Origin of the sequence: Pseudomonas sp. SJZ131 (genome assembly GCF_007828705.1) — a bacterium.
Taxonomy (GTDB): Bacteria; Pseudomonadota; Gammaproteobacteria; order Pseudomonadales; family Pseudomonadaceae; genus Aquipseudomonas; species Aquipseudomonas prosekii.
In genome coordinates this window covers 569,197-593,195 of record NZ_VIVC01000004.1, presented here as the reverse complement: position 1 = coordinate 593,195, position 23,999 = coordinate 569,197, and the positions used below count along the sequence as shown (strand labels likewise).

Below are 23,999 nucleotides of genomic sequence, written 5' to 3'. Positions count from 1 at the left end.
TGGCGAAAACTATAGCTCGTCGTGTTTCAGTGGTGCCTGCTCAATCGAGTAAGGCACCTGCGACGAACCGACCCGTCCCGGACGCTGCCAATACGCGTCCACATCCAGCACCTCAAGCTTGCTGATACGCGTCAGTCGCTGGAAAAAACTACTGACATCCGCGCCCATGTCTTCATCCAGCAATCGGGTTTCTTCGGCGGTGTAATTCGGCGTGAACTTGAGCAAGGCCCCGCCGCGACTGCTCAGGTAACAGCAGGCTCCCGGTTGCGCATTCTTTTGCAGCACCTCGACGCTGAAGCGCAAATCGGCCAGCGCCAGGTTGTCCATCAGCCGTTGTTCCTGAGCATTGGTTGGGCTGATCACGCGGGTGACTTTGTAAAACTGATGAACGGCGGCGAGCTTGAAGCCGCTCGGCAAAACCGGGATCGACAGCGGTTGCGCGCCCGGTCCGCTGACTGACGCAATCGGCCCGCCAGGGCCTGAATAAAACAGCCGTGCCGCAGCGTGACTGCCCAGGCTGTCCTCCAATGGCTGAACCGCGGCCCACAACTGCGCGTCCGGTTTGCACACAATTGCACCGAGGTATTGCTTGTCGGTGAAGGGACCGAGTTTGAATTGGGCAGCACGCGCGGCATCGTCGGCATGCGCGAACAACGGCCCGAGTGCGAGTCGTTTGTCCTTCGGCCAGCGCACCACGCCGATTCCGCTTTTCACACCGGTGGCATCCACGCGCAGCGGCGACCAATAACGACTGCGCTCCAGCACACGCAAACCACCGACCTTGATCAATTTGCGGACGAACTCCAGCAACGACTCGTGACCTGACTGCAGTTGTTTGTCGTAGGCGATGATCGCCGGGAAACTCGACCATTCGGCGGCCGTCTGGTCGGCGCTGTAGTGCAACAACGCGCCGTCGGCGCAGCACGCATACACGCCCAGATAGGTCGTCGCCTGGGCGCTCGAAACCCTGACAGCATCAAGTGCCCGAGTCAGGTCACCGGCCGAGATAAAGCTGCGCTGAACGTCCATCGATGAGGCGGCCGAAGATGTCGGAGCCAGCAAATACAGGCCGTGCAGTGCAAAACCTGTCGGCAGCAAACCCTCGGGAAATACCCGTTCGAGCGTCAGCGCGCCCTCACCGCCGGCCACGGGCAACGTCAGCACATAACACTCATCGGTCAGCGACTTGAGCAGATAACCGAACATCATCTGCTGGCGCTCTTGCGCCAAACCATTCACGTGGCGTGCGGCATCGTCGGCCTGGCTGAACAGCGGGCTCAGCGCCGGTTCGCTGACGGCAAAGCGCAGCAATGACTGCGCCGAGGTGTGCACGCCCGACCACTGCAGCACTCGTCGCGGGCTGCCCCAAATCGCGCTGCCCTCAACCACCTGCAACTGACCGGCCTGCGCCAGCCGATCAACCAGATCAGTTGGTTTCAGCGTGCCGTTGCGCATTTGCAATTCCAGCGGGGTTTGCCGCTGTTGCAACAGGCTGGGCGCGGCCAATGAAGCGCTCAGTTGCTGGGCGAGCGCGCTGTTGCCGAGTCGATAACGAATCAGGCTGCCGTCGAGGCCGATCAGGTATTCATCGCCCGGTGACAGGTGCGTGGCGTTGATCGAGTTCGGCAGGATGGCGGACAGAAAATCCGTGGAAAACAGGTTCAGGTACAAGGCCCGCTGTTCGCTGGTCAGCGCAAAAACCGGCTCAACGTGGCGCCGCGAATGATAGCGCGCAACTACGGTGCTGCCGGCCAGGAATACGCCTTGATCGACCAGCTGATCCAGCCGAATCCAACCCGGCGCAAAGTCCTCGATATCCACTGCGACCGGCAATGTCGCGACAAATCGGCCATCGTTGCGGCGCAGCACCAGGCCGCCGTAGACGCGCTCGCGGTCCGGGCCGATATGAGCCATGGCGAAGAGCACGGCATCATCCTGCCAGAGGAATACCGGGCTGAGTTGACGGCGCTGAATCAGCGCAAAGGGTTTCCATTGCGCCGCCACCACGCCCCGCTCGTCCCAGCATTCACTGGTGATCCGCACCTGCAATTCGCCGCCCGTGGCAATTCGGTTTACCACCGACCGATACGGCGGCGTGTCACGTGTCATCAGCGCCAGCAAATCTTCAGTGCCCGTGCCGCCCTGGGCCAGATCAAACAAGGTCGAAGTACTGGAAAAGCGATACCGCAACAACGCGCCGTCGAGGCAGGCGATGTACAACGTGAGGTCTTGATGATGGGTCAGGCGTTGCGTGCCGTTGTCGGCGTAAAGCGCTGCGAACAGGTCGTTGAGCGCGATGAAATGCCGGGCGAACCAGCCATCGGCGGTGGACAGGTCTCGGGGCAACCAACTGGCGGCGTAATACACGCTGTGCGTGCGAAATTCGTCGATCAACACTTGGGCGCCAAAATCGCTGGCGTGGTTCAAACGGTCCAGGGCATTGGCGGCGACTGTTTCGGTGGCCACGTATTCTTCACGGGTTTTATGTTTGAGGATAAAACCGAGCCCGCAACGGGCCGCGCGATAATCGCCTCGGGCGCGTTTTCGAGCGTCGAGCACGGTCAATTCAGCGCTGGCAAATCGTGCGCCGAGCAGCGGCGCTTGCGCAGCTTTTTGCGCGCCGCCGCCGAGCACTGTGCCGCGCACGCCCCACGTGTCGCTGCCGACGATTACGCTTACTTCGCCGGTGCCTGCCAACTCGGTCGTCAACTCGGTGACGGTCAGCGGCTCGGTCAGGGTCGTGGCGAGCCGTCCTCGCAACCGCGCACGCGCCGCCAGCGCTTGCTGATCGCCGCGATACGCCAGCAGGCTATCGGCTGCTCCAGAGAGATAGGCGACTATCACGCTGTTACGGCTATCGAGCAGCGCCCGAATATCGCCATCCGTGAACATTTGCGCTGCTTCGGCACTGAGCATTCGCGCCCCGTCGTGCCTGCGCGAGGCGTACATGCCGTGCAGCGCATAAGTGCTGTGCAGCACGATGGGCGCGCCGTCGGCATCGCGTGGACACAAGCGGTCCAAAGTAAATCGCGGCCCGTAGGCGGGCACCGGCAATGTCGCGACGAAACCGTTGTCCGCCGATTGCAGGATCAACCCGACGTACGCCTGATCCCGCAGGCTGCCAATGGCTTGATGGGCGAAGCGTGCGGCGTCGTCCGCCGTAACAAACACCGGGCTCAGATTGTGCGCTGCGGCGTAAGGCTGCCAATCGGCGCCGACGCGCCCCGCGACGTCCCACAACGGACTGCCGTGGATCACCGACAATTGGCCATGACTCGCCACATTGCGCACGTAGTCCGAGGGTTTGAGCGCGCCACTGCGCAACTGCTGGTTGAGGCCTGCGTTATCGCGCAGTGTACGTTCAGCGACGTCGAGCGCAGGGTCATATTGCAGCACCGCGCCGTCGCGGGTTGCGGTGTACAGACGCAGTTCATCGCCATAGTCGCGTCGATGGCTGTTTTCATGCGCGAACTGCAATCCTGCCGCCAGTTCGTCCGGCGTGAAAAACCGCTGAGACAGCCACGGTTCTTCAGCGCTGCCAGGCGTATCGGCACGCGAGATGAAGTACACGCCGTCGAGTTCATAACCCGCTGGCTCGGCGAGTTTGAGCGTGTTGACGTTGTCGAAACGCAACACCCGGAACATCTCGCTGGTCGCCGCAGCCGAGGCCATCGGGTAAGTGGCGAGGCGCTCGCGACTGTTGATGCGGCGCAGGACAAATCCCAGATAACCGGTATTCGGCAGCAGCGCGAGCACGCTGCTCGCCGCGAGGATCGCCTGGCTGCTTGAGTCGGCGACCGGCGCGTAGAACATTGTGTCGTCATGCACGGTTCTGTTGACCGCCGGTTGGCCCGGCGTCCAGTTGCCCGGCACCGTGCCGACGCGCCCACCCCATGCGGCGTTAGCCACCAGCACACTTAAAGTACCGATTTGCGCGAGCCGCTGGATCATCCGTTCGATATCGCTGAACGGGCCGATTGTGGTGGATTGGGACGTGAGCAATTGCCGTTCGCGACCGGGCTCGGTGGACTCGTATTTGATCAGCGAGCCGTCCGGCCCGGACAAGTAGTGACGCTGGCCATACGGCCCCGGATCCTGGAGAAAACTCACCAGATGTCCGATAAAAAAGAACCCGAGGTACAGGGTGATCTGCTCTTCGGTCCACGTCGGGTGCAAGCGTCGCGGTTCAGCACGATCGGCGGCGTGGGCAATGAAATAAGCCACGCCGACATAGCCTTCAGGAACGAAGAAATGCCCGGTGGCCGGATCTTTCTCCAGCAAGTCGTCGAAGCTGAAATACAAGGTGCGCTTGCCGATGACCGGCCTCGTCGCCCGGTATTTGCCGTTGGCGCTTTGCACGATCACCGCGCCGAGGGCCAAGTCCCGGCGGCCGCCAATTTGCAACTGCGCCCAATAGGCGGCGTCGTCGGCGCTGTTGAAGGTCGGGCTCATTGCCGGGAAATCCTTGCTGCCGACGGCCAAGGGAGAAATCGAAGTGCTGTCCATGCGCTGCTCACTTGAAGAGGAGCGCGGATGATCAGCAATCTGCGAGCGGTGCGTGCGGTACATATGTATCGCTCGCTCCCACAGGGATTTGCCGCCCTGCGCCCCGATGTGGCGCATCCTGACGCACCGTCGCCCCCGCTCCGTCCTCTTCTGGTGCGCCCTCCTCCCCGCGCAACCGCTCTGACACGACATTTACCTATCAAAACCCGACCGGGCACAGCCTTTGCAAAACAGCCTTCAGTAGTCCGCCTCTGCCAACCAAAAAAAATACTGATGTTCACGGAGATCGCACCATGAAGCGTCGCAGCTTGATCAAGGCTTTCACACTCACGGCAAGCATTGCCGCGATGGGCATGACCTGGACAATCCAGGCCGCCGAGACCATCAAGGTCGGTATTTTGCATTCGCTGTCCGGCACCATGGCGATCTCCGAAACTTCGCTGAAAGACATGGCGTTGATGACCATCGACGAAATCAACGCCAAGGGCGGCGTCAACGGCAAGATGCTCGAACCGGTGGTGGTTGACCCGGCGTCGAACTGGCCGCTGTTCGCCGAAAAGGGCCGGCAGTTGCTGACGCAGGACAAGGTCGCCGTGGTGTTTGGTTGCTGGACCTCGGTGTCGCGTAAATCGGTGCTGCCGGTGTTCGAAGAACTCAACGGGCTGCTGTTCTATCCGGTGCAATACGAGGGCGAAGAAATGTCGCCGAACGTTTTCTACACTGGCGCGGCGCCGAATCAGCAAGCGATCCCGGCGGTGGAATACCTGATGAGCGAAGAAGGTGGCAGCGCCAAACGCTACTTCCTGCTCGGCACCGACTACGTCTACCCGCGCACCACCAACAAGATTCTGCGTTCGTTCCTACACTCCAAAGGTGTGGCGGACAAGGACATCGAAGAGGTCTACACGCCATTCGGTCACAGCGATTACCAAACCATCGTCGCCAACATCAAAAAATTCTCCGCCGGCGGCAAGACTGCGGTGATCTCGACGGTCAACGGCGACTCCAACGTGCCGTTCTATAAAGAGCTGGCCAACCAGGGTTTGAAAGCCACCGACGTGCCTGTCGTGGCGTTCTCGGTGGGCGAAGAGGAGCTGCGCGGGATCGACACCAAACCGTTGGTGGGCAACCTCGCGGCGTGGAACTACTTTGAGTCGGTCGAGAACCCGGCGAACAAGAAATTCGTAGCGGACTGGAAAGCCTACGCGAAGAAACACAACCTGCCGGGCGCCGACAAAGCGGTGACCAACGACCCGATGGAAGCGACTTACGTCGGCATCCACATGTGGGCGCAAGCGGCGGAAAAAGCCAAATCGACCGACGTCGACAAGGTCCGTGAAGCGCTGGCCGGGCAGACGTTCGCGGCGCCATCGGGCTACACGCTGACCATGGACAAGACCAACCATCACCTGCACAAACCGGTGATGATCGGCGAAATTCAGGCCGACGGTCAGTTCAACGTGGTGTGGCAGACCGAAGGACCGATCCGCGCCCAGCCGTGGAGCCCGTTTATCGATGGCAACGACAAAAAGCCGGATTACGCGGTGAAGAGCAACTGAGGCGGATCCGGGTTTTGGGGAAGACTTGAAATCCACCCCTCACCCCAGCCCTCTCCCCAGAGGGGAGAGGGGGAAAGGGAGCCGATCTTCATGCTTTTCAAAGCCCGAGTTCGCCTCGATTTTTTCAGGTCGCAGCCTGTCTGCCAAACGCCTCGGTCAGTCCCCTCGCCCCTTTGGGGAGAGGGAAAAAGGGAGCCGATCTTCATGCCTTTCAAAGCCCGAGTTCACTTCGATTTTTCAGGTCGCAGCCTGTCTGCCAATCACCTCAATCAGTCCCCTCGCCCCTTCAGGGAGAGGGGGAAAGGGAGCCGATCTTCATGCTTTTCAAAGCCCGAGTTCGCCTCGATTTTTCAGGTCGCAGCCTGTCTGCCCAAACGCCTCGGTCAGTCCCCTCGCCCCTTTGGGGAGAGGGGGAAAGGGAGCCGATCTTCATGCTTTTCAAAGCCCGAGTTCGCCTCGATTTTTCAGGTCGCAGCCTGTCTGCCAAACGCCTCGGTCAGTCCCCTCGCCCCTTTGGGGAGAGGGTTAGGGTGAGGGGCCGATTCAAAGCCCAACACAGTCTCATCGGCCGCCGCTGAACAGGACACCACTAATGCCCACCGCCCTCTACCGCCTCATTCTCGCCATCGCATTGTTGCTGCCGATGGCCACTTTTGCCGGCGACGCCGAAGACTTTGTCGCGGCCAATCCGATGCAGCAAGCCAAGCTTCTGGAAGCCTGGGCAGCGCAGCCCGATCCGGCGCGTATCGAACTGATCAACGCCCTGCAACAAGGCGAATTGACCGTCGATGGCCAACCGAAAACCCTGCGCCTGAACAATCGCCTGCGGGGTCTGATCGACACCGCGCTGGCCAGCCACCAATTGCTCGCCGCCGACGCCAAAATCCGTCTGGCCGCCGCGCAGCAATTGCAGAAAAGCGCCAAACCGGCGCAGCTGAAATTCCTCGACCAGCAACTGGCTGGCGAAAGAGATGAAAGCGTGCACGCCGCCCTCAGCCTCGCGTTGGCCAATCTGCAACTGGTCGACAGCGACCCCGCCGTGCGCCTCGCCGCCGTGCGTTTGCTCGGTGAAACCGGCGATCCGCTGGCGCGCACACGCCTCGAGGGTTTGCTCGAACCGGGCGTCGAAGCCGATTCCGGCGTCCGCACCGCCGCCGAAACCAGCCTGGCGCAAGTCAAACGCAAACTGCTGATCGGCGAGTTGCTCGGCCAGGCGTTCAGCGGCATGTCGCTGGGCTCGATCCTGCTGTTGGCCGCGCTCGGTCTGGCGATCACGTTCGGCCTGCTCGGCGTGATCAACATGGCCCACGGCGAGATGCTGATGCTCGGCGCCTACTCGACGTACGTGGTGCAGCTGATGTTCCAGCGCTTCGCCCCGCAAGCCATCGAGTTCTACCCGTTGATCGCGCTGCCGGTGGCGTTTTTTGTCACCGCCGCGATCGGCATGGCGCTGGAACGCACGGTGATTCGTCACCTCTACGGCCGACCGCTGGAAACCCTGCTCGCAACCTGGGGCATCAGCCTGATGCTGATCCAACTGGTGCGTTTGCTGTTCGGTGCGCAAAACGTTGAAGTGGCCAACCCGGCGTGGTTGTCCGGCGGAATTCAAGTGCTGCCCAACCTCGTGTTGCCCTACAACCGCATCGTCATCATCGCGTTTGCGCTGTTCGTGGTGGTGCTGACCTGGCTGCTGCTGAACAAGACGCGCCTCGGTCTGAACGTGCGCGCGGTCACCCAGAATCGCAACATGGCGGCCTGCTGCGGCGTGCCGACCGGGCGCGTGGACATGCTCGCGTTCGGCCTCGGCTCGGGCATCGCTGGCCTCGGTGGCGTCGCGTTGAGCCAGATCGGCAACGTCGGCCCGGACCTCGGCCAGAGCTACATCATCGACTCGTTCCTGGTGGTGGTGCTCGGCGGCGTCGGGCAGTTGGCCGGTAGCGTGTTCGCAGCCTTCGGCCTGGGCATCGCCAACAAGATTCTCGAACCGCAGATCGGTGCGGTGCTCGGCAAAATCCTGATCCTCGCGCTGATCATTCTGTTCATCCAGAAACGTCCGCAAGGCCTCTTCGCACTGAAAGGACGGGTGATCGACTGATGAACCAGCCCCTGATGCTCACGGCCTCGCAAAAGGCCGGCCCCAAAGTCACCCTCGCCGTGGGCGTGGTGATTCTTGTGCTGCTGCTGGCGCTGCCATTGCTGTCACTGTTGCCGGCCGACAGCGCGTTGCACGTCTCGGCGTATACGCTGACGCTGGTCGGCAAAATCCTCTGTTATGCCATCGTCGCTTTGGCGCTGGATCTGGTCTGGGGTTATGCCGGTCTGCTGTCGCTGGGCCACGGTTTGTTCTTCGCCCTCGGCGGCTACGCGATGGGCATGTACCTGATGCGCCAGGCCTCGGGCGATGCCTTGCCGGCGTTCATGACGTTCCTGTCGTGGACCGAATTGCCGTGGTACTGGACCGGCACCAGCAGCTTCCTCTGGGCCATGTGTCTGGTGGTGTTGGCGCCGGGATTGCTGGCGCTGGTGTTCGGGTTTTTCGCGTTCCGCTCGCGGATCAAAGGCGTGTATTTCTCGATCATGACCCAGGCGCTGACCTTCGCCGGGATGCTGCTGTTTTTCCGCAACGAAACCGGTTTTGGCGGCAACAACGGTTTCACCAATTTCCGCACCATTCTCGGCTTCGGCATCACCGAACCGGGGACGCGCGCGGTGCTGTTTTTCGCCACGGTGCTGTTGCTGGTGGCGAGCCTGTTTATCGGTTGGCGCCTGGCGCAGAGCAAGTTCGGCCGTGTGCTCACCGCACTGCGTGACGCGGAAAACCGCCTGATGTTCTGCGGCTACGATCCGCGGGGTTTCAAGTTGTTCGTCTGGGTGTTGAGCGCGGTGCTCTGTGGTCTGGCCGGCGCGTTGTACGTGCCGCAAGTGGGGATCATCAACCCGAGCGAAATGTCGCCGACCAACTCTATCGAAGCCGCCGTGTGGGTCGCTTTGGGTGGTCGCGGCACGCTGATCGGGCCATTGCTGGGCGCGGGCGTGGTCAACGGCATGAAGAGCTGGTTCACCGTGGCGTTCCCGGAATACTGGCTGTTCTTTCTCGGCGCGCTGTTCATCGTCGTGACCCTTTACCTGCCTAAGGGCGTGATTGGGCTGCTGAAAAAGAGAGGTGAACAATGAGAGTCACTGCGACGGCGGAATTTATGCTCGAACCAGCGTTTTTCCCGGTGGAACCGAACAAGGACGCCGGCACCAGCCGCGACAGCATTGGCTTCGGCCAACGCGTCGGTCCCGGCCTCGACACCCGCCACGGCACGATCCTGACCCTGGAAGACATCAGCGTCAGCTTCGATGGCTTCAAGGCTTTGAACAATCTGAACCTGTACATCGGCGTCGGCGAATTGCGCTGCATCATCGGCCCCAACGGCGCGGGCAAAACCACGCTGATGGACGTGATCACCGGCAAAACCCGGCCAAGTCATGGCAAAGCCTGGTTCGGCGAAACCCTCGATTTGACGCAGATGAGCGAAGTGCAAATCGCCCAGGCCGGCATCGGCCGCAAGTTCCAGAAGCCGACGGTGTTCGAAGCGTTGAGCGTGTTTGAGAACCTCGAACTGGCGCAGAAAACCGACAAGTCGGTGTGGGCCAGTTTGCGCGCACGGCTGAGCGGCGAGCAGAAGGATCGGATTGCCGAAGTGCTGGAAACGATTCGCCTGACCACCTCGGTCAATCGCCCGGCGGGGCTGCTGTCCCACGGGCAGAAGCAGTTTCTGGAAATCGGCATGTTGCTGATGCAGGACCCGCAATTGCTGCTGCTCGACGAACCGGTGGCCGGCATGACCGACGCCGAAACCGAGTTCACCGCCGAGCTGTTCAAGCGCCTGGCCGGCAAGCATTCGTTGATGGTGGTGGAGCACGACATGGGCTTCGTCGGCTCGATTGCCGACCACGTCACCGTGCTGCATCAGGGCAGCGTGCTGGCCGAAGGGTCGCTGGAACAGGTGCAGGACAATGAGCGCGTGATCGAGGTTTATCTCGGTAGATGATTTTGCTCCCCGTAGGAGCGAGGCTTGCCCGCGAAGCTTTTGGCGGCATTGAGGTCCCCTTCGCGGGCAAGCCTCGCTCCTACAGGGATTTGAGGAGAGTTCACCAATGCTGCAAGTCGACAAGCTGCATCAGTATTACGGCGGTAGCCACATTCTGCGTGGCCTCACGTTTGAGGTTAAGGTCGGCGAAGTCACCTGCCTGCTAGGGCGCAACGGCGTCGGTAAAACCACCCTGCTCAAGTGCCTGATGGGTCTGTTGCCGGCCAAGGAAGGCGCGGTGAATTGGGAAGGCAAGCCGATCACCACGCTCAAGCCGCATCAACGGGTGCACGCCGGCATCGCTTACGTGCCGCAGGGTCGGGAGATTTTCGGGCGGCTGACCGTCGAGGAAAACCTGCTGATGGGCCTGTCGCGTTTCCCCGGCAGCGAAGCCAAGGAAGTCCCGGCGTTCATCTACGAGCTGTTTCCGGTGTTGCTGCAAATGAAGCAACGGCGTGGTGGTGACTTGTCCGGCGGCCAGCAGCAACAATTGGCCATCGGCCGCGCGTTGGCCAGCCGTCCGCGCTTGCTGATTCTCGACGAGCCGACCGAAGGCATTCAGCCGTCGGTGATCAAGGAAATCGGCGCGGTGATCAAGAAGCTCGCAGCACGTGGCGACATGGCGATTTTGCTGGTGGAACAGTTTTACGACTTCGCCGCCGAACTGGCCGATCAATACCTGGTGATGTCCCGAGGCGAGATCGTCCAGCAGGGTCGCGGTGAAAATATGCAAGCCGAGGGTGTGCGCGGGCTGGTTACGATCTAATCTGCTGCGTCCTGACGATAATCAAAAACCATGAATTTACCTGTCCCCACTGCCCTGTTTACCCCGAGTTGGCACGCCGAGCTGGAGCTCGGCTACGCGCGTTTCGGCGCCAGCACGCGCCCGGTTCAGCGTCGCCACAAAGGCCCGCTGCGCGTGCAAAAACACCTGTACGCCGAAGGCCCGGAGGTGTGTCAGCACATCATCGTTCATCCGCCGGGCGGGATTGCCGGCGGTGATCGGCTGGATATCTCGGCCAGCGTCGGCGCCGAGGCCTGGGCACAAATCACCAGCCCCGGCGCGGCCAAATGGTATCGCGCTGCCGGTCCGGCTTATCAGCAACTGGAATTGCGCGTGGCCGCTGGCGCGACCCTGGAATGGCTGCCGCAGGAGACGATTATTTTCAGCGCGGCGCAGGCTGAGCTGAGCACTTCGATTGAGCTTGAGGGCGATGCGCGATTGTTCTATTGGGACGTGGTGGCGCTGGGTCGCCCGGCCAGCGGCGAGCGTTTTGACCTCGGGCATTTTCAGGCGCAGCTGGACATCCGCCGCGACGGCCAGTTGCTCTGGCACGAACGCCAGCGCATTGTCGGCGCTGATGGTTTGCTTGATTCGCCGATCGGGTTGGATGGCCAACCGGTATTTGCGACGTTGCTGGTGACCGGGGAAATCGACAGCGATCTGCTGGAAATCTGTCGCTCGCTGCCCAACGAGGTGCGCGGGGATTTGACCCAGTTGCCGGGATTGCTGGTGGCGCGGTGTTTGGCCTGTGAGGCGTTGCTGGCACGGGGTTGGCTTATAGATTTGTGGCGCTTACTCAGACCTGCATTACTCGGACGAGAAGCCCTCGCCCCCAGAATATGGAGCACCTGAAGGCCACCCCTCACCCCCCGCCCTCTCCCCAGAGGGGAGAGGGAGCCTGACCGAGTCGTACTTGAAAATTTCACATGCTCAAAAAATATTGCTGACCGAGTCGCAATTAAACATCTCAAATGCTCAAAAAATATTGCTGACTGATCCGGCCATAAAAAACAACCGAGATCAGTCCCCTCTCCCCTCTGGGGAGAGGGCTAGGGTGAGGGGTGGTTCAATTGACACACCCCACACCGTAAGAACCTCACAAAAACTGCCGATATGGATCCCCGACGATGGACCTGACCCCACGCGAAAAAGACAAGCTGCTGATCTTCACCGCCGGCCTCGTCGCCGAGCGACGTTTGGCGCGCGGCGTGAAACTCAATTACCCGGAAGCCATGGCCTACATCTCTGCCGCGCTGCTCGAAGGCGCGCGGGACGGCCGCACCGTCGCCGAGTTGATGCACTTCGGCACCACGCTGCTGAGCCGCGAACAAGTGATGGAAGGCATCCCGGAAATGATCCCGGAGATCCAGGTTGAGGCGACGTTCCCCGACGGCACCAAACTGGTCACCGTCCACCAACCGATCGCTTGAGGCCGCGCCATGACTTATCACATTCGTGATGCGCTGCACGCCGACCTGCCAGCCATCCGCGACATCTACAACGACGCCGTGCTCAACACCACGGCGATCTGGAACGAACAGGCCGTCGACCTCGGCAACCGCCAGGCCTGGTTCAGTGCCCGGCAAGCTCAGGGTTATCCGATTCTGGTGATCGTCGACGCGGACAACAGCGTGCTCGGCTACGCTTCGTTCGGTGACTGGCGGCCCTTCGACGGCTTTCGCCACACCGTCGAGCATTCGGTCTACGTGCGCAACGATCAACGCGGCAACGGCCTCGGCCCGCAACTGATGAGCGAACTGATCGAACGCGCCAGAGGCTGCGCCAAACACGTGATGGTCGCCGCCATCGAAAGCGGCAACGCCGCGTCTATTCGCCTGCACCAGCGCGCCGGTTTTGTCATCACCGGGCAGATGCCGCAGGTGGGCACCAAGTTCGGTCGCTGGCTCGACCTGACCTTCATGCAACTGACCCTCAATCCTGGCGCGGAGCCGCCGCTCGCCAACAAGGAGTGACACCGATGAACGCCGCCCAATTGCGTCGCGTCAATGTTGAAAGTTTTGCGCACTATCGCCAGGGTTTGATCGATTTGCTGCTGGACGCCGTGGGTTATGGCGCCAGCGTCGGCTTCATGGCCGACCTCGATGCAGCGCAGGCGCGGGCCTATTTCGACGAGGTCGAAAGCAACCTGAACAAGGGCAATGTGCTGCTGTGGGTGGTGGTCAAGGACGAGCAGGTGCAGGCCAGCGTGCAATTGATTCTGTGCCAGAAAGCCAATGGCCTGAACCGCGCCGAGGTGCAGAAACTGCTGGTGCGCGAGCAGGCGCGGCGCCGTGGTCTGGGCCAGCAATTGATGAGCGCGCTGGAGCTCGCCGCGCGCCAGCACAAGCGCGGCATGCTCTACCTCGACACCGAGGCCGGCTCCCCCGCCGAAGATTTCTACAAGGCGCTGGGTTACACCCGCGCCGGACAGATCCCCGATTACGCGTGCGACCCGGCCGGCAACTATCGGCCGACCGCGCTCTATTACAAAGTTCTTCAAGGAGTGAATGGATGATTCCCGGCGAATACCAGATCCAGCCCGGCGACATCGAACTCAATGTCGGCCGCCGCACCATCAGCCTGAAAGTCGCCAACAGCGGCGACCGGCCGATTCAGGTCGGCTCGCACTATCACTTTTTCGAAACCAATGACGCGCTGACCTTCGACCGCGCCGCCAGCCGTGGCATGCGCCTGAACATCCCGGCCGGCACGGCTGTTCGGTTTGAGCCGGGACAAAGTCGCGAGGTTGAACTGGTGGATCTGGCCGGGCATCGCCGCGTGTTCGGCTTCGCCGGCAGGATCATGGGTGACCTCGACTGACACCGCACCTGTGGCGAGGGGGCTTGCCCCCGTTCGGCCGCGCAGCGGTCGTAAAACCGGTCACCTCGGTTCATCAGAAAAACCTCATCACCCAATTTGCGGGCGCTTCGCACCCGAACGGGGGCAAGCCCCCTCGCCACACTAAATTTGTGCAAGGAATTGCGATGAAGATATCCCGTCAAGCCTACGCCGACATGTTCGGCCCCACTGTCGGTGACAAGGTCCGTCTGGCCGATACCGAACTGTGGATCGAGGTCGAAAAAGACTTCACCACCTACGGCGAAGAAGTGAAATTCGGCGGCGGCAAAGTCATCCGCGACGGCCAGGGCCAGAGCCAATTGCTCGCCGCACAAGTAGTCGACACCGTCATCACCAACGCGCTGATCATCGACCACTGGGGCATCGTCAAAGCCGATGTCGGCCTCAAGGACGGGCGCATCGCCGGCATCGGCAAGGCCGGCAACCCGGACGTGCAACCGAACGTGAGCATCGCCATCGGCGCGAGCACCGAAGTCATCGCCGGTGAAGGCATGATCCTCACCGCTGGCGGCATCGACACGCACATTCACTTCATCTGCCCGCAGCAAATCGAAGAAGCGCTGATGAGCGGCGTCACCACCATGATCGGCGGCGGCACCGGCCCGGCCACCGGCACCAACGCCACGACCTGCACCTCCGGGCCGTGGCATCTGGCGCGGATGCTCCAGGCTGCCGACGCTTTCCCGATGAACATCGGCCTCACCGGCAAGGGCAACGCCAGCCTGCCCGAACCGTTGATCGAACAGGTCAAGGCCGGCGCCATCGGCCTGAAACTGCACGAAGACTGGGGCACCACCCCGGCGAGCATCGACAACTGCCTGAGCGTCGCGGACGAGTACGACGTGCAAGTGGCGATTCACACCGACACGCTCAACGAGTCCGGCTTCGTCGAAACCACCCTCGCTGCGTTCAAGGGCCGCACCATCCACACCTATCACACTGAAGGTGCCGGTGGCGGGCATGCGCCGGACATCATCAAGGCCTGCGGTTTCCCCAATGTGCTGCCGAGTTCGACCAACCCGACGCGGCCGTTTACCCGCAACACCATCGACGAGCACCTCGACATGTTGATGGTCTGCCATCACCTCGACCCGAGCATCGCCGAAGACGTCGCGTTCGCCGAAAGCCGCATCCGCCGCGAAACAATCGCCGCCGAAGACATCCTCCACGACCTCGGCGCGTTTTCGATGATCAGCTCTGACAGCCAGGCCATGGGCCGCGTCGGTGAAGTGATCACGCGCACTTGGCAGACCGCCGACAAGATGAAAAAGCAGCGCGGCGCGTTGCCTCAGGACGGCGAGGGCAACGACAACTTCCGCGCCAAACGCTACATCGCCAAATACACGATCAACCCGGCCATCACCCACGGCATCAGCCACGAAGTGGGTTCGATCGAAATCGGTAAGTGGGCCGATCTGGTGCTGTGGCGCCCAGCGTTTTTCGGGGTCAAACCGACGCTGATTCTCAAGGGCGGCGCGATTGCCGCGAGCCTGATGGGCGATGCCAATGCCTCGATTCCGACGCCGCAACCGGTGCATTACCGCCCGATGTTCGCCAGTTATGGCGGCTCGCTGCACGCCACCAGTCTGACCTTTATCAGCCAGGCTGCGCAGGACGCCGGGTTGCCCGAAGCGCTGGGATTGAAGAAGAAAATCGCCGTGGTCAAGGGCTGCCGCGACGTGCAGAAAACCGACCTGATCCACAACGATTACCTGCCGCACATCGACGTCGATCCGCAGACTTATCAGGTCAAGGCTGACGGCGTGTTGCTGTGGTGCGAACCGGCCGAATCCCTGCCAATGGCGCAGCGTTACTTCCTGTTCTGACTTCACCCAAAACCCGTAGGAGCGAGGCTTGCCCGCGAAGGCATCAGCACATTCAAGATTGATTTTGAATGTGCCGATACCTTCGCGGGCCAGCCTTGCTCCCACAGGATTGCGGTGATCCTGCGGGGATGGTTACCAGGGCGCTTCTTCGCGCTGCACTTTGGCGATGTCCATCGCGCGTTGGGTCAATGTGTGGCGCAGTTGGTTGATCTGCGTTTCGACGCTGGCCAGTTCGGCGGCATAGGCCTCATCCGTCATCACTTCGCCGGGCGCGATAGCGCTTTCCGGTTTGCCCAGTTCAAACGCGAGAATCCGCAGATGTTCTTTGCGTTTGTCCCGCGCGCGCGGTGTCAGGTCTTCGCCGGCGGCGCGCTCGTCCAGAGCGATTTTGAACGCCGTGATGTGGTGGTAGCGCTCCTTCAGCACCTTGAATTCGGCACGGTGGGTGGCCTCAATGAAGCTCTGCCAAAAGTCCACTTCGACTATCGCCTGGCGCAAACCATTGTCAGCTTCAGCCGCTATCACATAGTCGTGGGCGTCATTGATCATGACGTCGGTGACCCCGGCGAGGTTGTCGAACAGCATGCTGCGCGGCTGCCAGGGCAGGTCCAGGCGATCGGCCAGTTTGAGTAGATATTTGAGGTGTACTTCGAGCACGTCGATCGTGCCCTCGATATTGCCCTCGGCATTCACCCGCCGCAGTGTCTCGCCAGCAGCGAGCCGTTCGCCCACCTGTTTGCGGGCGATGCTGTTGACCTTGTCGATGCGTGATTTGCCCTTGGCCAACTCCACCAGTTCGGCCTCGATCAAACCGCGATTGCCCAACTGTTTAGCCTCGTGGACCAGCACCCGGATCCCGAAATCGTTGAACGCCTGAATCGCGCCGTCGCGGCAATTGGTCGGCACCGAGGCTTCGGCGAACAACGTTTCGCGCAGTTCGGCATCCTCGTGCATCGCCTCCAACATCCGCCAGACCTTGGCCGTGAGGTCCGCCCGATAAGCGCCGCCCGCGCGAAAATCAGCGGTCTCCGTGAGGTCTTCGAGCAAGTCGAAAAAATGCATCGAGCCAAATTCGTCTTCCACGGCGTTCCAGATTGGCTGACGCGCTTGCCACTGTTTCTCGCTGATGCCCTCGTCCCATTTAATGCTGTCGACGGTCCCGCGAGACGGATACAGACGTTGCGGATCGAGCCCGACCGACTCGGTATACAGCGCAATCTGCCGCAGCGCCTGATCGCTCATCGGCGGTGACGTGCGCTGCATATGGGCGCGCGCCAACAGTTCGGCATTCACCGAGCCTGGGGCCACTTGCGCAACCTGACTGACAGGATTACCGCGCAGGTCCAGATAGAAATGACGTGGCCGCGGCCGGCCGAACAGACCGACAGGAAAACCATCGAGCTGCGTGTTATCCAGCAGCAGAACATGCAAATGACGCATCTGGCTGATGTCCGGCGCCAGGCCGAGCGGGTTCTCGGACAGGGACAACGAACGCAACCCGGTCAGCGACCTCAGCCGCGCCACGGCGTCGGGCGTCAGGGTGATCTGGTTGCGGCCAAGTATCAGGTCATTGAGGTGGCGCATGTGGGCGATTTCTTCGGGCAATTCGGTGAGCAAATTGTCCGCCAGGTTCAACAGCCGCAGGCCTCGGAACGAGCCGAGGAACTGCATCTGGCCGCTGAACACGCCAGTGTCACGCAGGCTGAGGCTGGTCACATGGTCGAAATTCGCCTCCAGCCTGGGGAAAGTACGCAGGTGCCGATCCATCGGCATGCCACGAAAATCCAGCGCCTGCGGATGCGCTTCGCCAATCACTTCGACGCCGCGCGGGCCGGTGCGTTGCCAGCACTGGCGGAGCATCTTCGCCAAGCGATTTCTGGCCTGCCATTGCGCGACCCCGGCGGGGCTGAAACGCATGGCTTCGGTGGGCGATTCCTGCCAGCGGTGCAACTGATGGCACAGCGTGTTGAACTCATCTTCAAGCGCCGTGACATGCTGTTGCAGGGGAATGTTGCGTCGGTACAAATCATCAACGATCCGATCAACATCCAGTTCTTCAAACCCCCGATACAGACTCTGCAAACGATCGCGCACAAACGCTTCACCGGGGATAAACCGGAAGCCACTCGGCATGCCGCCACGCAGCTTCATGGTCTGCGGGTCATACGCCGGTTTGCGCAGCGGCGTCTGGCGCAACTGAGTGGAAAAAACTTCCCGAGACAGTGGCTGTTCGAACACTTTGGCCCTGAGTTGCGCACCTTGGGAAATCTCGAACCCCAGCGCCGTGCGCTGCTCGTCAGGCAAGGCATGCAGCAGCGCTGCGAACAGATCATCGGCGCCATGCAAGTGCTGGTCTGCGCTGTCGCGCGCCTCGAATGAACCATCGCCGTTCTCCACCAATACCTTGCGGATAGCGGCGTCCTCGGCGCCGACGCTGTCGCGCAAAACGCCGTTGAACGAACCTTCACGCACTTCAATGCGCACCTTGTTCGACCAGCCGGGCAACGCCGCCGCGCTGTGCAGCGCCAGCCGATCACTGTCCGCCGTGGCCAACCCGTCGAGGTACAAACCCTCGTAGGCACGGCTCACGCGAACCTCATGCAAGGCTTCGCGCGCCTGAGTCTTGAGGCGCAACGGCAAGCGTGATTTCTGCTCGATGAATTGCACATCGTCGCGGCTGGCCTGCTCCAGAATCTGCCGAGCGAACGGTTCGGGCAGCGTCGAAAACTCCTGTTGCAGCAACAATTGCCGAGGCTCGCTGACATCGCCCAACGCGTACATCGAATCAAACACTCGGCGCGTCTGGCGTCCCGCGTGCATGGCCAGACGCGCACGCAGTGCCTTCAGACGCTCTGCGCGCAGCGGCGAGATCTGCCGCCCCAGTAACGCGTGGATTTCGTCTTCGTCCAGCGCATCGAGCACCCGCTCGGTGAGCTGGCCGGCGCGCAATTGCGCGCGACTGATTTTCAGGGTCTGTGCGGCAGTGGCGTCGAGGTTGCCACTTTTACTCGAAGCGCCGGACAACGCATCGCTGTCGAATACTTCCACCGCCCTCGATTCCGGCCAGCGTGGCAGCTCAGTGATGAACGTCGGCAAAAAACCTTCGAGCGACGGCGCAACGTTGTTCTCAAGGATCTGTTCAGCCAACCCCTGCACATCGGCATACAACTGAAAGCGCCTGAGCGTGTCGACGAGCATGGCCGGCGCCGCTTCCTGCTCGGCGTACATCCTGCGCAGCACTGTGTGATCCACACCGCTGACGGTGCGGATCTGCGTCTGGCGCTCGACCGGCAGTTTTTCAAGCGAATGGCCGAGGCGTTGCCAGACTTTGTCCGGGTCCCAGTTCAGCGGTTTATCCAGCTCGGTCAGCCAACCGCCGATGCCGTTGTTCGACAGTTTCGGCCGGTAGGCATTGCTGCGCGTCGGGTGCTCGATGCAAGGCTCAGCGCTGGCCGGGTCGGCGCTGACGTTGAAGTGCTGATTTTCCAATCTCAAGACCTGATTGCCTTGATGCGCATGCAACCCCAGCTCGTCGGCGCGCGAATCCTGCGCCAGCACCGGCCCGAGGTCATAGGGCTGCAGGTCGGGTTGCCACAGACTGAGCTGGCCGTCGGGCAGTTGCACCGGGCGCAGGCCGTCGAGCACCGGCGAGGGTTTGATCGCCGTCAAGCCACGCGCCGGCAGCACATGCCCGGCGCCCATCATCGCCAGTTGCGCGCCGTTGATCAGCACCGAAACCAGGTGCCCCGCCGCCTCATCGCGATCACCCTTGCGCCAGTCTTCGAGGCCTTCGACGAGTTCTTCGAGCAACTGCGCGGCCATGACCGCCAGCACCGCTTCGCCGACGCCAGGCACCAGCATGGCGGCGAAGTTGAAGACGTTCCAACCGATGCTCAGATAACTGCTCAGGCGTTTCCAGCGACTCTGCGCGTCTTCGTCATCGGTGGGCACGGCAAGTTGACGGGCGTCGGCGATCAGTTTGTTCAGGCGCTTGGTGTGCAAGTTGCTCCAGAGGTCGCCAGTGATGACGTTGGTGACAGGTTCGGGGTCAGGATTTTCCACTGCGGTTTGCCGCCACCACGGGCCCATGTCCAGCGGTTCGAGCTGGCGCCAGGTGAAGGTGCTGAAGCGCTCCCTGGCGCGCGCGATGAATAAGCCCTGGTCCTGTTGCCGGACAAAACGCTTGAAGAATTTCTGGTAGTGCGGACGGCGCAACTGGCTGACCAGCGTTTTCATGAACTCGGTGAACGAGGCGTATTCCTTCAACGGATGATCGGGGTCATCCGGGATGTAAACGATCAGGTTGCCGGCCAGATGGCTTTGCGCGTAGGTGTCCTGCTGCCGGGCCATGGCTTCGGTGACACTTTTTGGCCCATTGGCAAAAAAATCCTTGAGCAACTGGATCCGCTGCAAATCCTGCGACGGCAGAATCGGCACGTCCCTGGAGAGGCCCAGCACCCATTTCAGCAACGGGCCGCTGAGGACGTCGGTGGCTTTTTTCGCCCAGCCCGGTTCCGCGACGGCGCTGAACAGGGTGATGCCGCTGATTTTGAAGCCCATCAGCGACAGTCGATGGTTGAGCATCGGCACGCCGTAGAAACGCCGATCAGGCGTCGCATCGTGAACTTTCAGCAGGCAGGCATAGGCGTGGTAAGTAATGTCGCCCTTGAGCACTGCCCGGAGTGCCGTATAGGCGAACTCGGCTTTCTCAGTGGCGACCGATTGCTCCTGCAACTGGCGGCGTGCGGCTGCCGCCGGCGGCTGCAGGATTGCAGTGAGATGGGCCTGGTATTTGGCGCCCAGGTCGAGCCGTCGGCATAACGTGACGAACGGCGCAATCGCCAGCGAATGCCGGACCAACTGGCCCTGATCATCACGGGTGAAAATGCCCGAGCCGTCGCGAAAGGCGTCGGGTTTGGCCTCGTCGGCCTCGAAATTGTGCAACGCGGCGTCCAGCAGGCTGGTCTGGCGCACACGACTGGCGCCCAGGTCGATACCCGGTAACACGGTGTCGCGGATATACAGATGCAACTCCGTCGCGCGCACATCCAGGTTGAGGTTCAGTGTTTCTTTTAATGCCTTGGTTAATAACGGCTCGGCAAATTGATGTATATCCTGCTGCAAACCACCGATCAATTCGTCGAGTTGCCCCTGCAATAACCAGCGCCGGCCGAACAAGTCTTCAAAGTATTCGCGATCAATCTTTCGGGCCCGCAAATACCAGTCCGGAAAGTTGACTTGCGCCGCCTCGCTGGCCAGCCGGATTGTCGGCGGGCCCAGGCCCCGTGCGGCTTCAATGGCAGATTGGATGCGTTCCCGGGTAAGCGTGGCGTTTCGGCTCTGCGCGGTGTAAGTGACACTTGCGTCATCGCTGGAAAGTGAATCGTCCATATAACAATCGTCCATGATCAATTGAATAATCAGGCTAGCGATTATTACGTCTGAACAATAATTCAAAAGATGATTGATTCTGCCTCGGCGAACCGCTCGGACACTTCGACAATCAGCAAGTCGACACTCTATAAATACCACCTGCGACCTTCACATTTATGCAGTGTTGCCCTGAGCCATAAGGGGCTAAGATGCTGCTCACTTTCCGCCGTCCCTGCTCAGGATTCTGCTCTATGCGCTTAAGCGAATTCATCGTGGTAGAGGTTGATCGTGTCGTCGATGAATGGGAGGAATTCGCTCGCGCGATCACCCCTGACGACAATCTGGATCGCACGACATTGCGCGATCACGCCCGCGCCATCCTGCTGGCCGCCGCGCGGGACATGACCACCGCGCAGACCGCCGCAGAGCAGGCCGCGAAGGCCAAGGGCGATGGCCCGGAAAAATCCCCGAAACTGGTCGAGGCCGCCGCAAGCCATGGCGAATTGCGCCACATCGTCGGGTTCGATCTGGTGCAAATGACGTCAGAGTTTCGCCACTTGCGCGCCTGCGTCATTCGCCTTTGGGTCGCGAGCTTGAAAACGCCGAACTTGGCCTACTTCCAGGACATGATCCGTTTCAACGAAGCGATTGACGAGGCGCTGGCCGAATCGACCGCCGCTTATGCCGAGCGGGTCAACCATTCGCGCGATATGTTCTTGGCGATCCTCGGCCACGACCTGCGCGCGCCGTTGCAAGCGGTGAGCATGTCCACCGAGATGCTCCTGCGCAAAACCGATCTGGACAGCAATGCGTTGACGTGCGTGAAGCACATCAAGCGCGGCACGCTGCACATGGCGGCGATGGTCAGCGATCTGCTTGAACTGGTACGCAGTCGGCTCGGCAAGAGCCTGCCAATTGCCCCGGCGCCGATGGACCTCGCCGATGCCGCGCACGAGGCGATTGCCCAGGCCTGCGCCGGTAACCCCGAATGCGATCCGTCGATCACGGTGAAGGGCGATACCCGAGGGTCGTGGGATGGCGGGAGGATCAATCAACTGCTGCAAAATCTGATCGGCAATGCCTTGCAGCATGGCTCGAACAAACGTGACGTTACCGTGGAACTGATGGGCGAAGGCGAGGACGTGCGCCTGACCGTGCATAACTTTGGCGTGCCGATCCCGCCAGAGGCGATTGCGACGATTTTCGACCCGCTGGTGCGCAGCGTTGACGAAACACTCGGGCAGCCGTCGACCAGCCTCGGTTTGGGGTTGTTTATCGTCAAGGAAGTAGTCCGCGCGCATGGCGGGACGATTGAAGTCAGTTCCAACGAAGTGGACGGAACATTGTTTACCGTGGTGCTGCCGCGCGGAGTTTGACCTTTAGCGCTGCGCCATCTTCATCGCGAGCAAGCTCGCTCCCACAGGGGGCTCGGTTGTCAGCAGACACCGCAAAACCCTGTGGGAGCGAGCTTGCTCGCGATGGCAATTGAACCAACACCCCAATATTCGGGCTGTTACTCAACCACCAACCGGCCCAACCGCTGTTTCAACATGCGGTTCTCCGCGCGCAGTTGCTGGACTTCTTCCAGCAGGTCCAGCGCCAGCGCGACGCCTTCCCACTCCAGCTCCAGATCATGCCGCAGCTTGGCCGCGCGTTTGGCCAGGGCCAGTTCGTAATCGTTGAAACGCCAATCCTTGGGCGCGGAGCCCTGAGGTTCGAGGATGCCGTGTTCGACGATTTCGATCACGTAGACGTCCGACAATTCGGTCGCCTCACAGAATTCTGCCATGTCCAGTTGAACGATCAGGGGACTGCTCATCGTCAGTATCTCCAGGTTCTAGCGGATCAAAAATTTTCTCTCGGGTCGAACGCGGCTTTCTTCGCCAACTCTTGCCACAACGCCTTGGTTTCGTCGTCCGAGGTTTTCGGCATTACAGCCTTGAGCTGCACGAAAAGGAAACCGCGCTCGCCTTTCTTGTTCAGCAAACCGTGACCCTTGGCGCGCATGCGCTGGCCATTCTGGCTGCCGGCCGGGACTTTCAGGTTGATCTTGCCGGTCAGCGTCGGCACCGCCACTTCAGCGCCCAACGCCAGTTCCCACGGCGCCAGCGGCAAAGTGATGATGAGGTTTTCACCCTCGACATCAAATTTCGGGTGCGGCGCGAAACGGATGATCAGGAACAGGTCGCCATTGGCGCCGCCACCGATGCCCGGCGCGCCCTGACCCTTGAGGCGAATGCGCTCGCCGTCGGTCACGCCGGCGGGGATTTTTACGTTGAGGCTTTTTGTGGTGTTGCTGACGTGCTGGCCGGCCGCGTTGTATTGCGGGACCTGGAACGTGACCTTCTTCGATTCGTTGGAGAGCGTCTCTTCGAGAAATACTGCGAGTTCCATTTCCACGTCTTGCCCTCGACGTCCGGCGCTGCGGCCCGACTGTCCACCACCAAAACCGGGACCACGGTTGCCGAAGATCGAACTGAAGAAGTCCGAAAAATCGCCCGTGTCCTGACCACCACCAAAACCACCGCCGCCACGGTTCTGCCAACCCGGCGGACCCTGGAACGGCTGGCCGTGCTGGCCATATTTGCGCAAGTCGTCATATTCGGCGCGCTTGTCGGCACTTTTCAGCGCTTCATAAGCTTCCGAGGCGTCCTTGAACTTTTCCTCGGCGTCTTTTTCCTTGCTGACGTCGGGGTGGTATTTGCGCGCGAGCTTGCGATAGGCGGCTTTAATCGTCTTATCGTCAGCGGTCGGCTCCACACCGAGAATCTTGTAATAGTCTTTGAAGTCCATCTGAGGATCACCATCCGTTATCAAAATCGCGCCGCGAACCCCAAGCATGCACCTATAAGTCGCCGCTGGGTTGACCGATCTCAAGGTTGTGACCGGGCTGCGCATCAGAAGTTTATCGGCAGCGGTGGGCGGTTCTTTTGACCATCCCGGGGCTGCCAGGGTCGATGCAGACAAGTTTGGGGCATGCGGGCAGCTTATCAAGGCGCTATTACCGTTGATT

16 protein-coding genes are annotated in these 23,999 nt (G+C 61.1%); 12 read left to right on the top strand and 4 right to left on the bottom strand.

The genetic code is table 11. The features are described 5' to 3' along the window. Positions 1-9: 9 nt before the first annotated feature. Positions 10-4,623: a hypothetical protein gene (locus tag FBY12_RS20535; RefSeq protein WP_256663341.1), complete on the bottom strand. Its 4,614-nt coding sequence runs from the start codon at positions 4,621-4,623 to the stop codon at positions 10-12. A 176-nt stretch (positions 4,624-4,799) separates the two neighbouring features. On the opposite strand from FBY12_RS20535, the gene urtA reads away from it, so the two are divergent. From urtA to ureC, 11 genes are all read left to right on the top strand, one after another. Further along, positions 4,800-6,065: an urea ABC transporter substrate-binding protein gene (gene urtA, locus FBY12_RS20530; protein WP_121732925.1), complete on the top strand. Its 1,266-nt coding sequence runs from the start codon at positions 4,800-4,802 to the stop codon at positions 6,063-6,065. A gap of 592 nt (positions 6,066-6,657) precedes the next feature. Then, positions 6,658-8,160, top strand: a complete 1,503-nt coding sequence (gene urtB, locus FBY12_RS20525; RefSeq protein ID WP_092273949.1) for an urea ABC transporter permease subunit UrtB — start codon at positions 6,658-6,660, stop codon at positions 8,158-8,160. After that, the gene (urtC, locus tag FBY12_RS20520; protein WP_121732923.1) at positions 8,160-9,239 is read left to right on the top strand and encodes an urea ABC transporter permease subunit UrtC; all 1,080 of its coding nucleotides are present in this window, start codon (positions 8,160-8,162) and stop codon (positions 9,237-9,239) included. The genes urtB and urtC overlap by 1 nt, the downstream gene beginning before the upstream one ends. Next, on the top strand, positions 9,236-10,105 hold the full coding sequence (gene urtD / locus FBY12_RS20515; RefSeq protein ID WP_121732922.1) for an urea ABC transporter ATP-binding protein UrtD: 870 nt from the start codon (positions 9,236-9,238) through the stop codon (positions 10,103-10,105). Before urtC ends, urtD begins: the two co-directional genes overlap by 4 nt. A gap of 106 nt (positions 10,106-10,211) precedes the next feature. After that, positions 10,212-10,910, top strand: a complete 699-nt coding sequence (urtE, locus tag FBY12_RS20510) for an urea ABC transporter ATP-binding subunit UrtE (protein ID WP_145255382.1) — start codon at positions 10,212-10,214, stop codon at positions 10,908-10,910. A 30-nt stretch (positions 10,911-10,940) separates the two neighbouring features. Continuing rightward, positions 10,941-11,780, top strand: a complete 840-nt coding sequence (locus tag FBY12_RS20505) for an urease accessory protein UreD (RefSeq protein ID WP_145255379.1) — start codon at positions 10,941-10,943, stop codon at positions 11,778-11,780. A 275-nt stretch (positions 11,781-12,055) separates the two neighbouring features. Next, positions 12,056-12,358 carry an urease subunit gamma gene (gene ureA, locus FBY12_RS20500; protein ID WP_033055605.1) on the top strand — a complete coding sequence of 101 codons (303 nt, stop codon included), beginning with the start codon at positions 12,056-12,058 and terminating at the stop codon, positions 12,356-12,358. Between the two features lie 9 nt (positions 12,359-12,367). After that, positions 12,368-12,901, top strand: coding sequence for a GNAT family N-acetyltransferase (locus FBY12_RS20495; protein ID WP_145255376.1), 534 nt, complete (start codon positions 12,368-12,370; stop codon positions 12,899-12,901). 5 nt (positions 12,902-12,906) lie between these two features. After that, entirely contained in the window at positions 12,907-13,443 is a 537-nt protein-coding gene (locus tag FBY12_RS20490; RefSeq protein ID WP_145255372.1) for an N-acetyltransferase, read from the top strand. Next, positions 13,440-13,748: an urease subunit beta gene (locus tag FBY12_RS20485; protein ID WP_092273970.1), complete on the top strand. Its 309-nt coding sequence runs from the start codon at positions 13,440-13,442 to the stop codon at positions 13,746-13,748. The genes FBY12_RS20490 and FBY12_RS20485 overlap by 4 nt, the downstream gene beginning before the upstream one ends. A gap of 164 nt (positions 13,749-13,912) precedes the next feature. Further along, the gene (gene ureC / locus FBY12_RS20480; RefSeq protein WP_145255369.1) at positions 13,913-15,613 is read left to right on the top strand and encodes an urease subunit alpha; all 1,701 of its coding nucleotides are present in this window, start codon (positions 13,913-13,915) and stop codon (positions 15,611-15,613) included. A 132-nt stretch (positions 15,614-15,745) separates the two neighbouring features. On the opposite strand, the gene FBY12_RS20475 is transcribed toward ureC, so the two are convergent. Further along, a complete protein-coding gene (locus FBY12_RS20475) occupies positions 15,746-21,004 on the bottom strand; it encodes an NEL-type E3 ubiquitin ligase domain-containing protein (protein WP_178111779.1) in 5,259 nt (1,752 codons plus the stop codon). 233 nt (positions 21,005-21,237) lie between these two features. Between FBY12_RS20475 and FBY12_RS20470 the strand changes: the two genes are divergently transcribed. After that, positions 21,238-22,362: a sensor histidine kinase KdpD gene (locus tag FBY12_RS20470; RefSeq protein WP_145255363.1), complete on the top strand. Its 1,125-nt coding sequence runs from the start codon at positions 21,238-21,240 to the stop codon at positions 22,360-22,362. 137 nt (positions 22,363-22,499) lie between these two features. Here the strand turns inward: FBY12_RS20470 and FBY12_RS20465 are convergent, their stop codons facing one another. Both FBY12_RS20465 and FBY12_RS20460 read right to left on the bottom strand, forming a co-directional pair. Then, on the bottom strand, positions 22,500-22,805 hold the full coding sequence (locus FBY12_RS20465) for a chaperone modulator CbpM (protein ID WP_092273979.1): 306 nt from the start codon (positions 22,803-22,805) through the stop codon (positions 22,500-22,502). A 26-nt stretch (positions 22,806-22,831) separates the two neighbouring features. Further along, complete coding sequence (locus FBY12_RS20460; protein WP_145255360.1) at positions 22,832-23,779, bottom strand: DnaJ C-terminal domain-containing protein; 948 nt, start codon at positions 23,777-23,779, stop codon at positions 22,832-22,834. Positions 23,780-23,999 lie beyond the last annotated feature (220 nt).